The sequence below is a fragment of the Vibrio aestuarianus genome (assembly GCF_028858425.1).
In the GTDB taxonomy this organism is placed as follows: Bacteria; Pseudomonadota; Gammaproteobacteria; order Enterobacterales; family Vibrionaceae; genus Vibrio; species Vibrio aestuarianus.
The window spans coordinates 125403-141160 of sequence record NZ_JAKNYQ010000002.1 but is presented as its reverse complement, the minus strand read 5'-3'; the positions used below and the strand labels follow the sequence as shown (position 1 = coordinate 141160).

General features: G+C 42.2%; 13 protein-coding genes. 9 read left to right on the top strand and 4 right to left on the bottom strand.

All coding sequences use genetic code 11. The annotated features are described in order from the left end of the window. Positions 1–32 precede the first annotated feature (32 nt). Both MCT08_RS14330 and MCT08_RS14325 read left to right on the top strand, forming a co-directional pair. Positions 33–1871, top strand: coding sequence for a glycoside hydrolase family 13 protein (locus MCT08_RS14330; protein ID WP_274678719.1), 1839 nt, complete (start codon positions 33–35; stop codon positions 1869–1871). A 63-nt stretch (positions 1872–1934) separates the two neighbouring features. Continuing rightward, the gene (locus tag MCT08_RS14325) at positions 1935–2870 is read left to right on the top strand and encodes a LysR family transcriptional regulator (protein WP_274678718.1); all 936 of its coding nucleotides are present in this window, start codon (positions 1935–1937) and stop codon (positions 2868–2870) included. 273 nt (positions 2871–3143) lie between these two features. Here the strand turns inward: MCT08_RS14325 and MCT08_RS14320 are convergent, their stop codons facing one another. Continuing rightward, positions 3144–4001, bottom strand: a complete 858-nt coding sequence (locus MCT08_RS14320) for a MalM family protein (RefSeq protein WP_274678717.1) — start codon at positions 3999–4001, stop codon at positions 3144–3146. A 65-nt stretch (positions 4002–4066) separates the two neighbouring features. Then, positions 4067–5410 carry a carbohydrate porin gene (locus tag MCT08_RS14315; protein ID WP_176312278.1) on the bottom strand — a complete coding sequence of 448 codons (1344 nt, stop codon included), beginning with the start codon at positions 5408–5410 and terminating at the stop codon, positions 4067–4069. A gap of 477 nt (positions 5411–5887) precedes the next feature. On the opposite strand from MCT08_RS14315, the gene glgX reads away from it, so the two are divergent. After that, positions 5888–7870 carry a glycogen debranching protein GlgX gene (gene glgX, locus MCT08_RS14310; RefSeq protein ID WP_274678716.1) on the top strand — a complete coding sequence of 661 codons (1983 nt, stop codon included), beginning with the start codon at positions 5888–5890 and terminating at the stop codon, positions 7868–7870. A 125-nt stretch (positions 7871–7995) separates the two neighbouring features. On the opposite strand, the gene ulaG is transcribed toward glgX, so the two are convergent. Both ulaG and ulaR read right to left on the bottom strand, forming a co-directional pair. Next, on the bottom strand, positions 7996–9063 hold the full coding sequence (gene ulaG, locus MCT08_RS14305) for an L-ascorbate 6-phosphate lactonase (protein WP_053311631.1): 1068 nt from the start codon (positions 9061–9063) through the stop codon (positions 7996–7998). A gap of 128 nt (positions 9064–9191) precedes the next feature. After that, entirely contained in the window at positions 9192–9947 is a 756-nt protein-coding gene (gene ulaR / locus MCT08_RS14300) for an HTH-type transcriptional regulator UlaR (RefSeq protein WP_053311630.1), read from the bottom strand. Positions 9948–10337: 390 nt separating this feature from the next. On the opposite strand from ulaR, the gene MCT08_RS14295 reads away from it, so the two are divergent. The 6 genes from MCT08_RS14295 to MCT08_RS14270 all read left to right on the top strand — a co-directional run bounded on the left by MCT08_RS14295 (position 10338) and on the right by MCT08_RS14270 (position 15712). Next, the gene (locus tag MCT08_RS14295; protein WP_168524341.1) at positions 10338–12098 is read left to right on the top strand and encodes a PTS ascorbate-specific subunit IIBC; all 1761 of its coding nucleotides are present in this window, start codon (positions 10338–10340) and stop codon (positions 12096–12098) included. Between the two features lie 61 nt (positions 12099–12159). Continuing rightward, a complete protein-coding gene (locus MCT08_RS14290) occupies positions 12160–12639 on the top strand; it encodes a PTS sugar transporter subunit IIA (RefSeq protein WP_274678715.1) in 480 nt (159 codons plus the stop codon). A gap of 10 nt (positions 12640–12649) precedes the next feature. Then, positions 12650–13342, top strand: coding sequence for an L-ribulose-5-phosphate 4-epimerase (locus MCT08_RS14285; RefSeq protein ID WP_053311627.1), 693 nt, complete (start codon positions 12650–12652; stop codon positions 13340–13342). A 5-nt stretch (positions 13343–13347) separates the two neighbouring features. Next, positions 13348–14169 carry a Cof-type HAD-IIB family hydrolase gene (locus tag MCT08_RS14280; protein ID WP_261916093.1) on the top strand — a complete coding sequence of 274 codons (822 nt, stop codon included), beginning with the start codon at positions 13348–13350 and terminating at the stop codon, positions 14167–14169. 5 nt (positions 14170–14174) lie between these two features. Beyond that, a complete protein-coding gene (locus tag MCT08_RS14275; RefSeq protein ID WP_053311625.1) occupies positions 14175–14822 on the top strand; it encodes a 3-keto-L-gulonate-6-phosphate decarboxylase UlaD in 648 nt (215 codons plus the stop codon). A gap of 8 nt (positions 14823–14830) precedes the next feature. After that, entirely contained in the window at positions 14831–15712 is an 882-nt protein-coding gene (locus MCT08_RS14270) for an L-ribulose-5-phosphate 3-epimerase (RefSeq protein WP_274678714.1), read from the top strand. The last annotated feature ends 46 nt before the right edge of the window (positions 15713–15758 follow it).

Genomic DNA, 15758 nt, shown 5'->3' with positions numbered 1-15758 from the left:
CGGGTTGGTACTTTCATTAAACGGTATTAATCATGATTACAAAAGCAGCGATCTATCATAGATCTCACTCAAGTTATTCTTATACTTATGATAAAGAAACGCTTCATTTACGCATTCGTACAGCAAAGGGCGAAATCGATAACGCCACATTACGAATTGGTGATCCATACGATTGGACATCGGGTGGCGGCGGCGGCAACCTAAATGCAGAAGATGCCATGGGTTGGAGTGGCGGCGAAAACTTTGTCATGGAAAAAGAGTGTGAAACAGAATTGTTTGATTACTGGTTCTGCGAAGCACAACCACGATTTTTCCGTGCTCGTTATGCTTTTATTCTTGAAGGCAAAGAAGACGAAACACTGCTCGTTACTGAAAAACAAATTTTCACCATTACAGATGATGCTGATCCCGTATTAAGCCAATTACTCAATTTTTACTGCTTCCCATACATGAACCCAATCGATGTATTTAGCCCACCACATTGGGTAAAAGAGACGGTTTGGTATCAAATATTTCCTGAGCGTTTTGCCAATGGTGATCCCTCAATCTCACCAAGCAATGCTCTTCCTTGGGGCTCTGAAGATCCAAAAACCAACAGTTTCTTTGGGGGTGATTTACAAGGCGTCATTGACCACCTTGATTACTTGCAAGATCTCGGTATTACCGGCTTATATTTCACGCCGATTACTCAAGGTAAGACTAACCACAAATACGATACCGTTGATTATCTAAAAGTTGACCCTGCTTTTGGTGATGACGACACGGTAAGAACGCTAATTACAGAAGCCCACAAACGTGGCATGAAAGTCATGCTAGATGCCGTATTCAATCACATTGGTGCCGATTCTCTTCAATGGCAAGATGTAATCAAAAACGGCAAAGACTCAAAATACATTGATTGGTTCTATGTTGAACAATTCCCACTTATAGACGAGTCTAAAAAAGATCAGCACAGTAAAGAGTATCTCAACTATCGCACCTTTGCCTTTGCGCAGAACATGCCAAAGTTAAATACCGAAAACCCAGAAGTGATGGAATACTTACTTGCAGTTGGTCAGTACTGGGTGCGTAATTTCAACATCGATGCGTGGCGTTTAGATGTCGCAAACGAAGTTGATCAACGCTTTTGGCGACGCTTTCGTGATGAGTTAAAAGCGATTAAACCTGAGATCTATATTTTGGGTGAAGCATGGCATGACTCGATGAATTGGCTTGCTGGTGACCAATTTGATGCCGTAATGAATTACCCATTATCCGATGCCATGATAGGATTTTTTGCTCATGGAAACCTCAGTGCCAATCAGTTCAAATACGCAGTCAATGACGTGAATGCAAGCTACCCTATTACGGTTAATGAAGTGGCGTTTTCATTATTAGATAGCCATGATACGGCTCGTATTCTTCACCGTTGTGATGGCAATAAAGAGAAAGTGAAACTGGCCTATTTATTCCAATTTACCCACAGTGGTACACCGTGTATTTATTATGGTAGTGAAATTGGCTTAGATGGCGGAGCCGATCCATTAAATCGTAAATGCATGATTTGGGATGAGAGCAAGCATGATATGAGCATGAAGCAACATATCATGCAGATCATCAAATTACGCAAACAACACCCAGCTCTACGTACTCATAATATTAATTGGTTAATGAGTAATAATGAGCAGCAATGCCTTATCTACCAAAAAGTCTTAAAAGACGAGTGTATTACTATTGTTATGAATAACAGTAATAACACAGCCGATATTACTCTTCCTGATGAACTATCGAATCGTAATGTCATTGATATTTATAACGAAATCGATTGCAAATTAAAAGAGATGTTAACATTGGCACCCTTTAGCTTCGCCATGTATCAAAATAAAAAGTAATTGCTAGATATCAAATAGTAAGCCACATAAAATAGCTCTTTCTTATTAAAATAAAGGGCTATTATGTTTAAATTAATGATTCAATTCATTCAAGTAGCTAAAACTCAAAACATCACCCAAGCCGCTAATAACCTCTGTTTAAGTCAACCGACATTAAGCCACAACATGCATAAGCTAGAAGAGAAGCTAGGCAGCAAATTGTTTAATCGTAATTCAAAAGGGATTAATCTAACCTCCAGTGGTGAGTTACTTTACGAGCAAGCAAAAATAATGCAAAACCTCTATGAAAACACCCTCAATAAATTAGAGAAGAACAAACTCAGACATCAAACCGAACTCAAAATTGGTTGTGGTGACGCATGGTGGCACTTGTTTATTCGAGACTGCGTACAAAATTTTAGAGATACCTATCCCCACAGCAATATCTTGATTGATGTGGGGAATCATCTGCAATTAATGAATTTATTACTCAGTGATGAAATCAGCATTTTTGTCGGTCATGAAATACTCGGCCTAGCACAATATGAAGACATATTATTCCATCCTCTTTTCCAATGTAGTGAAGAAGTCTATGTAAGAAAAGGGCATCCTTTACTAGAAATCACCTGCAGCAATGAAGATATTGCTCGCTTTCCATCGGTTGATTTAGGGGCCGCAAAAAAACGATTTACGCATTTAGTTCAGCAGCAGAATGAAGAATTAACGACCTTTCAAAAACGTCACTATTTACAAGAGAAGGTTATCTACAATACTAACTCACTACTAACCGCGATTGATTTATTACAAAACAGTGATGCTATTTTGCCTTATCCAATGACGATGAGAGATTACTTTGGTGGTTTTGATATTGTACCTTTACAGATGAAGGAGTGTTTCAGCAAAGCAACGATTGGGGCTTACTTACATAAAGACGGTCAACAAAATAAACAAAGCATTGAACTGTTAGAGCAATTCAAGGAGTTAATTAAAAACAATCCTCAAATCAAAGGCGAGTTTTAATTTTACTCTTCGTTCTAAAAAGGTGCGTATTTCAGGTCATGACGTCAACGTGGTGATCTTGAGTTATAGTGGCAGGCTCTCAACTCTAAATTAAAACTCATGACTACACCCAAAATAACATAATCAAAAGACAGATAGATACGAACCATCCGTTTTTATCAAGTTAATGCATATAAAAATCACGGAGAAGAATCAATCTTTTGGAATTAAAATGCATATTGCCCCCTAAAAAATAAAGGCGTTCTAATCGGAACGCCTCGGGTGAATTTTAAATTATTTTGCATTAACTGCTTTAATGAATGCTTGCTGCGCACCATCAACATTCAACATTTTCGCTTCGTCTAAGAGACTCAGAGCTTTCGCCACATCGCCAGCCTTGACTGCATTTTCGATGGCAGATATGTAATATTTTTTCGTTTCTGGCTGAACAATCGTGGTCACTACAGTTTGCTCTGATACTACTTTAGGTGCTGGTTTTTCAACGGATTTATCTGCTTGATAAGACTGTAATGACAATGTCTTTAACTCTACCTTAAGCTTACCAAAGTGTTCCGAAACATAAGTGGGATCTGTAACCATCGGCATAGCTTCACCTAGCTCTTTTGCTCTCACTTTTGCTGGATGATCGACTTTTACTTTCTGACCTAAGTACTGCTCGGGCGTATAAATCACAAAATAAGGTGTCTTAGTTGCGTCAACTTTAAAATCCAAGCGATACTGATTTCTCGTAAAAGCGTCTGATGTTTCAACTTCAAATTGTGATAATTCAGTTTCTGACACAATATTAAAGGCTTTATCTAGCATTATTACTTTGGGTGAGAATACCGAATTATTCAGCATATAACTGCTCAATCGAATTTGCACTTTTGCTGAACGATGAGGAAGTTGAAAAGCATTAAAATAGCTATTCCCATCAGAAAAGTGGCCAATAGGTGCACTTTCATCAATATCAAACTCAATACTTTCATTGCTTTGTAGCTCAACCCAAGGAAACTCAGCATAGCGATTACAGCATACTTTTTCGTATGGGATAGGTTCAATAGATGCAATATTTGAGGTCGATGGGACCGAACCGCAGGCAGTCAAAGCAGTTCCGAGGATAAGGGTTATTAATGATTTTTTATTATTCATCGTTATTCTCTATCATTTACAAAGCAAAAAAGGCAGCCAACAGGCTGCCTTGAAGTTTACTTGATTTAGAACCAGATTTCAGTGTGAACACCGATAACTGTTTCGTTTTTGCCATCTTTGATGCCAATTTGTGATGCACTTGCTTCATCATCAGCAGAGATATAGCTGATGTATGGTTTGATTTGTGGACGACCGAAGTAATCAGCATTGACCGTAAATGCAGCGGCTAATTCCACGTTGAAAATATCGCTTTCTACGTCATCACCAGTACGGCCCCAGTAACCTTCAGCACCTTCTTCATGAGCATATGAGCCCGTCATTTCGATACGTAAATTATCATTTACTTTATAAGATGGACGAACCGCAACGATAAAACGTTTCAAGTCATCAGCACCAAACAACTCATCCAACGCTGCAAAATAAGTTATTTCAGAACCCATTTGCCAGTTTTCAGAGATATTCAACACACCGTAAGAAGTCAAGAAGATAGACTCAGCATTGTCGTCACCGCCAGACCAACTACCAAAGTTAACACCGCGGTTTTGAGCTACGCCTTTACCGTAAGCAATCGCATTCTGAGTCCAACCATCTAGGCCGTAGTAGCTAGTATTTAGCGTAATTGCAGCACCGAAGCCATCATCAGCGTTGCTGTCTTTGTTAGCTTGTTCCATGTATTTGAAATCAAAGTCTAAGCTACCAAAACCAACATCGACACCGTAGTAATATAAATCATATGAGATCAACGTCTCACGGCCATCAGCACCTGGCCCATTATTAATATCACCATCAGTATCAGCAGTAACTACTGCAAAACCAGCAGTATTACCAGCAAGTTTAGTTTGAATACCTGCGCCAACACCTGAAGATTGTTTCCAGAATTCACCAGAAAGTAGACCTGCAGCACGGTTTAAGTAGCGTTGACCACCCCAAATAGAAGTATCTTCGCCTAAATATGACAAACCACCAATTTCAACAAAAGTCTCTTTTACTTCAAACTGGGCAGTGTCATTCGCCTTCTGGCTACCTGGCGAAGAGTATGCGTATGAGTTGCCATTACCATACTCAGTACGAACAACAAAGTCAGACCAAACACCGTTTGCATGCTCTGTATGCTTTTTGATTACAAATTCAACTTGGTTAGTGCTCTTACCGTGTGTCCCTGCTGTTTTGTAATCTGGCTTACCAAATTCAGTATCAACCGTTTCACCATCTACCATACGGAAGTTCATAGAAGCATAGCCGTGCACTTCCCAGCCATCTTTAAGTACATCAGTACCATTTACTTTTTCTACTTTTGGTGCAGCACTATCACCAGACACTGCATCTAGCGCTACTTCTGTTTCAGCGAATACGGAACCGGCAAACAATGCTGATGCCACTGCGGCAGCAATTACACTTACTTTTTTCATTCTTAACTCCATTAAGGACGATTTATATTTATTGGAAAATTTTAATTACGGACAATATTTAAAACTTTCTCTCTTCTCCTATTGGAACCTGCAAGGCAGTTGACAGATAGAACCCAAAAGAAGAGGTAAGACGGGACTAGGTCCCCAGTTGTTTCAACGGTGAGAAGATTACTAAAGGCGTAAGGGGATGGCTTCCTCCACCCTAAAGTTATTTAAGGGGGAGGAGAAAGGAGGAGAAATTTTACAGTATGGTGTTTTTGAATCATCGATCACGTATTTCAGGGGGAGGAGATCAATTACTTCTGACAAAAGGGAATACAAAATGCATAGCTGATCACTATTTCACTACAATTAGGCAATGAAAATGAAATAAAATTACATCGACATTTTATTCATTAGACGCTTGACCTAGTAACAACAAAGCTTTTTACTTAAACCGACGACGATGTGAAGCGACATAACAATAAAGATAACCTTATGAAAAGTACTATTTCTAGCCCTCACCCATTAGGAGCAACCGTTGACGAAGCGGGTTGTAACTTTGCTATTTATGCTCCGGCTAATAAACAACTTTTACTCGCACTCTTTGATGATGAGGGTAACTACGCAACACATGCATTAGACAATGAATATGCAGGTATCCAACACACCTATATACCAAACGTAAAAGCAGGTCAGAAATATGGGTATGTAATCTTAAATGAAGAAGAGCCACACTATATTTCAGACCCCTACGCAAAAGCGATAGACAAAAACTTAGACTACAAAACCCCTTTTAGTTCCAAAAAAAGTTTTCAGTTGCCGAAATGTATCGTGATTGATGATCGCTTTGATTGGCAATCTAGCACTAAACCTAATATTCCACGCGATGAAACGGTTTTGTTTGAAACGCATGTCAAAGGGGTGACGCAATGCAATCCTGAGATTGCTAAAATGCTGCGAGGAACGTATTTAGGTTTGGTTAGCGATGAAATGCTGCAATTTTATCGCCAACAAAATATCACCACATTACAGCTTCTACCTGTTGCCGCATGCATGCATGAGCCTCATCTTTTAGATATGGGAAAAGTGAATTATTGGGGCTATAACCCCTACTTATTTATGGCACCCGATCCACGCTATGCCCAAAATGATGCAGTCATTGAACTAAAAACGACCATACGAGAGCTGCATAAACACGGTATTGAGGTGATATTAGACGTGGTATATAACCACACAGCTGAAGGTGGCGAAGATGGCCCAGTGTTTAATTTAAAAGCACTCGATCCTAAATACTACCTTAAGCATGGCCAGCATTACGCGAATTTTACTGGCTGTGGTAATACGGTTGATCTTTCTTATCAACCAGCGCTTAACCTTGTCATGGACACACTACGCTACTGGGTTAGCGAGTATAAAGTGGATGGTTTTCGCTTCGATCTCGCGGCAACGCTTGGCCGTAATGGCGATAACTTCAGCCCAGATGCCGCTTTTTTCAAAGCCGTAGCCCAAGACCCTATTTTAAAACACATCAAACTTATCGCTGAACCGTGGGATATTGGGCCTAACGGATACCAAGTGGGTAATTTCCCACTCGGCTGGAACGAATGTAATGACAAACTGCGTGATATTACACGTAGCTTCTGGCGTGGTGACCAAGGTTACCTGAAAGAATTTGCTACCCGTTTGATGGGTTCTCGTGACCTTTATAGCGCAGCAAATTGGCCATATAAACTCACAGTTAACTACATTACCTATCACGATGGCTTCACCATGCAGGACTTGGTTTCTTATAAACACAAGCATAATGAAGCGAACGGTGAGCAAAATCGAGATGGGCACGGCGATAACCGTTCAGACAACTATGGCACTGAAGGCGAAACCGAGAATATGGTGATCATCGCCACGCGTGAAAAGCAAAAACGTAATATGATGGCCAGCCTGCTTTTTGCATTTGGTATTCCACACATTCTGAGTGCAGATGTTCTTTCACACACCCAACAAGGCAATAACAATGCGTATTGCCAAGACAATGAGATCAGTTGGCTCAATTGGAGTATGACCGAGCGAAAAACCTATTTTAAAGACTGGCTAGCAGAGATGGTGGCAGCACGCCAAACCTACATGGTGCCCTTCATTCGCGCGTTTAGTGGCGAGGAACGAAATTGTAACCGCATTTTCTGGCGTCGTGTTGATGGCACTTTAATGGAGCATGATGATTGGAATCGATTAAGTTCGGTTGCTCTGCATATGGGCATTGGTACAGACGGAGCGGAAATGCTTTATCTCATTAACCAAACTAACGCACCGGCTCGCTTTACCCTCCCTAGTGATCGCGACCAAAATTGGCAAGTCATTTGTGACACCAACCTGCGCAATGTACAGCCCGGTCATGCTGAAAATGAATTATTGCAATCACCAACTTCAATGACCATTTTGCACTATCAACCACCAGCACAAATAGAGCAAGTAATCCTTTAAGTACAACGTATTACTGTTACCTACCATTCTCTACGTGATGACTTAGAAATGATAGCAACTTCTGAAATCCGTGGGTTAGAATAGGAAAAAGAAAAGAGGCCGAATTCGGCCTCTTGTTGGTTACATTATAGAAACGCTTTATATGGCAATTCTGGCTCATCAACAAAGATATCGCGGAAGCCTCTAAAATGTTGGTAATGCATGCGACCTTTATCTGTCGGGTAAGTATATTTACCACCAACTTGCCAGAAGAACGGGGCAAAACCGTATTGCAGGCGATCTTTCTTCATTTGCCACAACACTTCAATTTCACGCGGGTCATTTTGGAAGTTCGCCCAAATATCATGATGGAATGGGATCACCACTTCACAATCTAATGATTCACCCGCACGTAAAATATCAGATGCGGTCATTTTATCGGTCACACCACGTGGATTTTCACCATAAGAAAGCAAAGCCACATCGATTTGATATTCATTACCGTGTTTAGCGTAATAGTTAGAGTAATGAGAATCACCAGAGTGATAAATTGAACCACCAGTGGTTTCGATTAAATAGTTGACGGCGCGATCATTCATTCCATCTAAAATCGCTTTGTCGTAAGACGAAACCCCTTTAGGCAAAGTAACCAGAGCAGTTCGGTCAAACGAATCGAGCACTTTAATTTTCATATCGCCAATTTCAATACAATCACCGACTTTCGCAACAACGCAGCGCTCTTCTGGTACTCCCCAACCCAGCCATAAATTGACGCAAGCTTGCGGGCCAATAAATTTCACATGCTCACCACAGTTCTGCAATACCGCTGCCGCAACATTAATGTCAATGTGATCAGCATGGTCATGTGTTGCTAGCACCGCATCAATCTCTTTAATACCAAATGGGTCCATCACAAAAGGCGAAGTTCTGAGGTTAGGTTGCAGTTCTCGCACCCCGCCCATACGCATCATTTGGTGCTGAGGGTTCATCAATGCATTTTTTTGCGTTTTCTTACCGGTTCCGCACCAAAAATCGATAGAAATATTGGTGTTCCCTTCTGTTTTCAGCCATACACCAGTACAACCAAGCCACCACATCGAGAAAGTATTGGCTTCCACAACCGTATTTTGGATCTCTTCATTTAGCCATGTTCCCCACTCTGGGAATGTATTAAGAATCCATGACTCGCGGGTAATTTCATTCACATTACTCATAACAATACCTTTTATTTCACAATAAGTTAGACAATTTTTAGGATGTAGGGAGCTAAGCGTCTTAATCTGAAATTAAGACACTGAGCCAATGTTTTATTTATTAGAATGGGTTAGAGAATAAACGTCATCTACACGAGCATGACCTCTATTCCTTGCTGTCGAAGTCCTTCAATGACATCGGGGTTGGCATCTTTACCCGTAATCACAATGTCAATTTTGTTCGCCGAGCAAAATAACATACCAGTTCGCTGCCCAATTTTTGAACTATCAACCACCACAACCAGCTTGCCAATCTGTTCAAGCATTTGTTGCTCTGCCACGGCAGTTAGCATGTCGGCTTTATACAAGCCGTTTTCCGTTAAACCTTTGCCACTGGTAAACATCCAATGGCCAGCATAACCACCTAACGCATCCGGTGCGGGGTTTAGGAAAATATTCTGAGCTTTGTTGTATTGACCTCCAATGATAATCACATCGTCATGATCTTCATTGATGAGATAGCTCGCGAGCGGGAAATAGTTGGTCACAATTTGTACATCTTGGCCGCATAGCTCTTGCCCAAGCAAGAAAGCGGTTGAGCCGCAGTTGATCACCACGCTATCGCCGGGTTTACACAACTTTGCCGCAGCCATCGCTACATTTGATTTCTCATGGAAATGATCCGTACTGTCAATATTGAGCGGAGTCCAAGCTCTTTTTTTAATCTCTAAACGCTCTGCGCCATTACGAACCTTTTTTAACTTACCTAGTTCATCGAGTTTCGAAATGTCACGCCTTGCCGTCGCAGGCGACACGTTAAATTTGTCGATAATGTGCGCGACATTAATGGTGCGCATGTTATCTAGCAAAGACAGGATTTCATTATGTCTCTGTACTTCGTTCATGGTTATCACCTTATTTTTTCATCAAGTGATTACTTGGTGACTATTAATGATTTGTTTTGATTCTATTTCTCAGACCATATTATGTCAAACACTATGCAGATAAAATTTCCTATCGGATCACAAGAAACAATAAGTCATTGATTTAAATTGAAATAAATATTTTTTAGTGACCTGTGTATCAAATAATACTTTCGCTTAACGGCAAAATTGATAAAAATCAAAATAATCACAAATGAGCATTGAATGATTACTTTTGATTGGTAAAGTCTATTTCGTGAGCAAAAACTGAATAAGATCAAAACAATCTGATTTATTCACTCGAACCTACACCCAGCTTCTAGTAAGACGGGAATAAACATAACTACAAATACATAATCAAGGGGTAAAGATATGGAGTTCTTGTACGATATCTTCTACATTTTTTATAGCCAAGTCATGACTAAAGCACCTTTGCTGCTAGGCTTAGTCACCTTAATTGGATACTGGTTATTAAGAAGAGACGCGACCACCATCATCAAAGGATCAATTAAAACCATCGTTGGTTTTATGTTGGTGCAAGTCGGAGCAGGCACATTGGTTGCAGGTTTTAAACCTGTGATTGCTAAGCTGTCCGAATATCACGGTTTGACCGGGTCAGTGATTGATCCCTATACATCAATGATGGCAACTATGGAGATCATGGGTGATAACTACTCTTGGGTAGGCTATACCGTTCTTCTTGCACTCGGCATCAACATTCTTCTGGTCCTATTTCGCCGATACACGGGCATCCGCACCATTATGCTTACCGGGCACATCATGTTCCAGCAAGCTGGGTTGATAGCAGTGTTCTACCTAGTGCTAGGCACAAGCATGTGGGAAACCATCATCTATTCCGCAGTACTGATGGCATTGTACTGGGGGATCTCTTCAAACATCATGTTCAAACCAACCGAAGCGGTCACGGGTGGCGCAGGCTTCTCGATTGGTCACCAACAACAAGTTGCCTCTTGGATCGCCACTAAAGTGGCACCGAAATTAGGTGATAAAAATGAAAGTGTTGATCACCTAGAATTGCCTAAATGGCTGCATATTTTCCATGACAGCATCGCAGCAACAGCCATCGTGATGACGGTATTTTTCGGCATTATCTTGCTCTCTTTTGGCTTGGATAACCTACAAGAAATGGCAGGTAAGACCCACTGGTCTATCTACATTCTTGAAACGGGCCTGAAATTTGCGGTAGCCATTCAAGTCATTGTCGCAGGCGTGCGTATGTTTGTGGCTGAACTTTCTGAAGCGTTCAAAGGCATTTCAGAACGCGTGATCCCTAATGCGGTACTAGCCATTGACTGTGCCGCTATCTATGCCTTTTCACCCAATGCGATGGTATTTGGTTTCATGTGGGGTGCTATCGGCCAATTTACCGCGGTTCTTGCGATGTTGGCATTTGATGCGCCAATCATGATCATTCCTGGCTTTATCCCGATGTTCTTCTCTAACGCAACGATTGGTGTGTTCGCCAACCACTTTGGCGGCTGGCGCGCAGTAATGAAGATCTGTTTTGTGATGGGTGTTATCGAAGTGGTTGGCTCTGCTTGGGCTATTCATATCTTCAACCAACACGGTACAGAGTTTAGTGGTTGGATGGGCATGGCTGACTGGGCATTGGTATTCCCTCCTATTATGCAAGGTTTGTCAGCGTCTAACTTGTTCTTCTTTGTCCTTGTAGCGCTAGCTGGTGTGTACATGTTCTTTGCTTCGAAACAACTTCGTGCTGAAGAAGACGCACAAGGCATGGTGCAAGTATCCGAAGAGCCAGAAGTAATGGCGGCGGTAGAGCAAGCAATTAAAGCGAGTGATGGTGTTCGCCCTGTCAGCATCTTAGCGGTATGCGGTAACGGCCAAGGTTCTTCGATGATGATGAAAATGAAAATTGGCAAATACTTAGAGAAAAAAGGGATTCCACACGTCATGGATTCCTGTGCTGTGTCTGACTACAAGTCAAAACTGGCCTCAACCGACATCATTGTATCGTCAAAACATCTATCTGGAGAGATGGAACCCGGTGACGGCAAATTTGTACTCGGTGTACAAAACATGCTTAACCCGAACTCTTTCGGTGATGAACTACTCGATATTATCGACAAAAACTTTGTGACACTGAAATAACCCACTCAATACAAAAACAATAGGTGCCAGCCCGACTGGCACCACCTCTGGAGATAGAATTATGGGACTCAAACAGTCATTAATCGATAACAACTCGGTTCAACTGCAAGCATCAGCTAACAACTGGAAAGAAGCGATCAAAATCGGTACCGATATGCTCATCGCCTCCGGTGCGATAGACCCACGCTACCACGATGCCATCATCAGCAGTGTTGAAGAATTAGGCCCTTATATTGTTATTGCACCAAACCTTGCCCTGCCCCATGCACGCCCTGAAAATGGTGTCATTAGAACCGCATTTGCCTTAGTGACACTCGACTCACCGATTTATTTTGATGGTGAAGATGAACCTGTCGATGTGCTGATCACACTGGCGGGAAGCTCTTCTGATGAGCATATGGAAGGGTTGATGGAAGTAACACAAGTGCTTGACGATGAAGAAAGCGAAAGCGGTGTCGATCTCGACAAACTGCGCCGTTGCCGTAGCAAAGATGATGTTTATAAAGTGATTGATGAAGCTTTAGCAGCTCAAATGGCTTAGTGAGGATATTATGTACAATGCATTGAAACAGCGAGTACTCGACGCAAACCTCAAACTACCCAAATATGGTTTAGTGACCTTTACTTGGGGCAACGTCTCTGAGATTGATCGCCAACTTGGTGTCATCGCCATTAAACCTTCGGGTGTTGAATACGATGGCATGAAAGTGGACGATATCGTTGTCGTCGATCTCGATGGTCATATCATTGAAGGTCATCTCAACCCCTCCAGCGATACCGCCACCCATATCGAACTATATAAAGCATATCCAAGCATTGGTGGTGTGGTGCATACACACTCGCGCAGCGCCACTATTTGGGCTCAAGCCGGAATTGATATTCCAGCATTAGGTACCACGCACGCTGACTATTTTTACGGTGATATTCCTTGCACTCGCAAACTTTCTTACGATGAAATCTCTGGTCCCTATGAGCAAAACACTGGGCTGGTGATCATTGAAGAATTCAAACATCGGAATATTGACCCAATGGCGGTTCCGAGTGTCATCGTGGCAGGACACGCCCCATTTTCATGGGGTAAAGATGCCAATGATGCAGTGCATAACGCGGTAGTACTGGAAGAGATCTCTGCGATGGCGTTAGCAACCCGTTCACTTAATAGCGGTATCAAGATTCAACCAGAGCTGTCTGATAAGCACTACCTGCGTAAACATGGCGACAACGCCTATTACGGGCAAAGGTAATCACTATGTATAAAGTCCTCGCATTGGATCTTGATGGCACCGTCTTGACGGATGAACACACCATCCATCCCGAAGTCAAAATGGCCATTCAACAGGCGCAGCAGCATTGCCATGTAGTGATAGTTACCGGTCGCCATCATACGGCAGCAAAACCGTATTACTCAGAGCTTGGCTTAACCACACCTATTATCTGCTGTAATGGTACGTATATTTATGATTATCAAAAAGATCAAGTGCTCAAACACAACGCGATCGACAAACAAGATGCATTAACGTTTCTCTCACTGGCCAAAGAGTTTCAAATGAAACTGGTGATGTACGTTACCGATGCGATGACCTATTCCAACTGTAACCCGATTGCATACATGCAAGCACTGGAGAAATGGGCAAGCCAGTACCCTGCGGAACATCGGCCAAAGATCGAAAAAATCGATTCATTCAGTACTCGAGCCAAACAAGAGCCGTTCATCTGGAAATTTGTGGTTGAAGGGTTACCAAGTTCCATTGAACGATTGTCGCAACAAGCGTGGGTTAAAGAAAAATTCAACGGAGAACGTTCTTGGTCAAACCGAGTCGACTTTGCTGCAAAAGGTAACAATAAAGGGCTGCGTCTTGCGGAATATGTCGCCGACCTTGGTTATCACGCCAACCATGTTCTGGCGGTGGGTGACAACCATAACGACATTTCCATGCTTGAGTATGCAGGGCTTGGTGTAGCAATGCACAACGCCGATGACACAGTCAAATCACACGCCAAACTCATTTGTGCAACCAACAATAACCACGATGGGCTTGCCCGTCTGATACGTGACAAAATTCAAGGATAAATATCATGACCAAACCAATGATCCAAATCGCTTTAGACCAAACTGATCTTATCTCCGCTATTGAAGTAGCAAAAAACGTAGAAAGCTTTGTTGATGTTATTGAAGTAGGCACGATTCTCGCCTTTGCTGAAGGAATGAACGCCGTAAAAACCCTGCGCAACAACCATCCAGATCATATCTTAGTCTGTGATATGAAAACCACCGATGGCGGTGCTATTTTGGCTCGTATGGCATTTGAAGCCGGTGCCGATTGGATCACCGTATCAGCCGCAGCACACATAGCGACCATTGGGGCGTGTAAAAATATTGCCGATGAACTGGGTAGAGAAATTCAAATTGAAATCTACGGCAACTGGACCTTCGCAGATGCACAAGCGTGGGTTGATTTAGGCATCACACAAGCCATTTATCATCGTTCAAGAGATGCTGAATTGGCAGGAATCAGTTGGACCAATGAAGATCTAGAAAAAATGCGTCAGTTGTCTGAGCTTGGTTTAGAGCTTTCCATCACTGGCGGTATCGTACCTGAAGATCTTTACTTATTCGAAGGCATCAAAGCCAAAACTTTCATTGCAGGACGCGCACTTGCGGGTGAAAAAGGAAGAGCAACAGCTGAAGCACTACGCGCTCAAATCGATCGTTTCTGGAACTAGGAGGCGTTATGTATCAACACTTACAACGTCATCGCGTTGGGCTGTATGAAAAAGCGTTGCCTAACGCCTTTAACTGGGAAGAAAAACTGTCAGCAACCAAAGAACTTGGCTTCGATTTTCTCGAAATATCGGTTGATGAATCTGATGAACGCCGCCGTCGCCTAGACTGGGATGACGATACTATTTATACGCTACGCCGCTTATGTGAACAGTACCAAATACCATTGCAGTCGATGTGTTTAAGCGCACATCGCAAGTTTCCTTTTGGCTCAGCCGATCCAACCATTCGTGAACAAGCAGTGCTGCACATGGAAAAGGCCATCACCTTAGCCTACAAATTGGGTATACGCACCATTCAATTAGCTGGTTATGACGTCTATTACGAACCAGCGAATAAAGCAACACATCAACGTTTTATTGAAGGCATGCGTCATGCGGCAAAACTGGCGGAACGAGCTGGGGTGATGTTAGCTGTTGAGATTATGGATACAAACTACCTTAACTCACTCAGTAAATTTGAAATTCTCAACCGAGATATTCAGTCACCTTATTTTACGGCTTATCCTGACGTTGGAAATATTTCAGGTTGGAATTATGATGTGTGCACAGAACTAGCACTGAGTATGCCCCACATCACGCAAATCCACCTTAAAGATACCTATTGTGTCACGTCTGAGTTTCCCGGGCAGTTTCGAGATTTGGTCATTGGTGAGGGAGAGGTTCACTTCGATGCTATTTTCCATACCTTAAAAGCAACACAGTGTGTCGTACCATTAGTCATTGAAATGTGGGCACACGATGATCAATGGAAACACAATATTCGAGTTGCCCAAGCCAGGCTAAACCAAGCTTGCGACTTTGCTGACTTACCACGTTTGTTCAACCTGTAAATAACTTAACAAAAACATGCTCCGAGGTCCTTCACCGCAGGGCCTA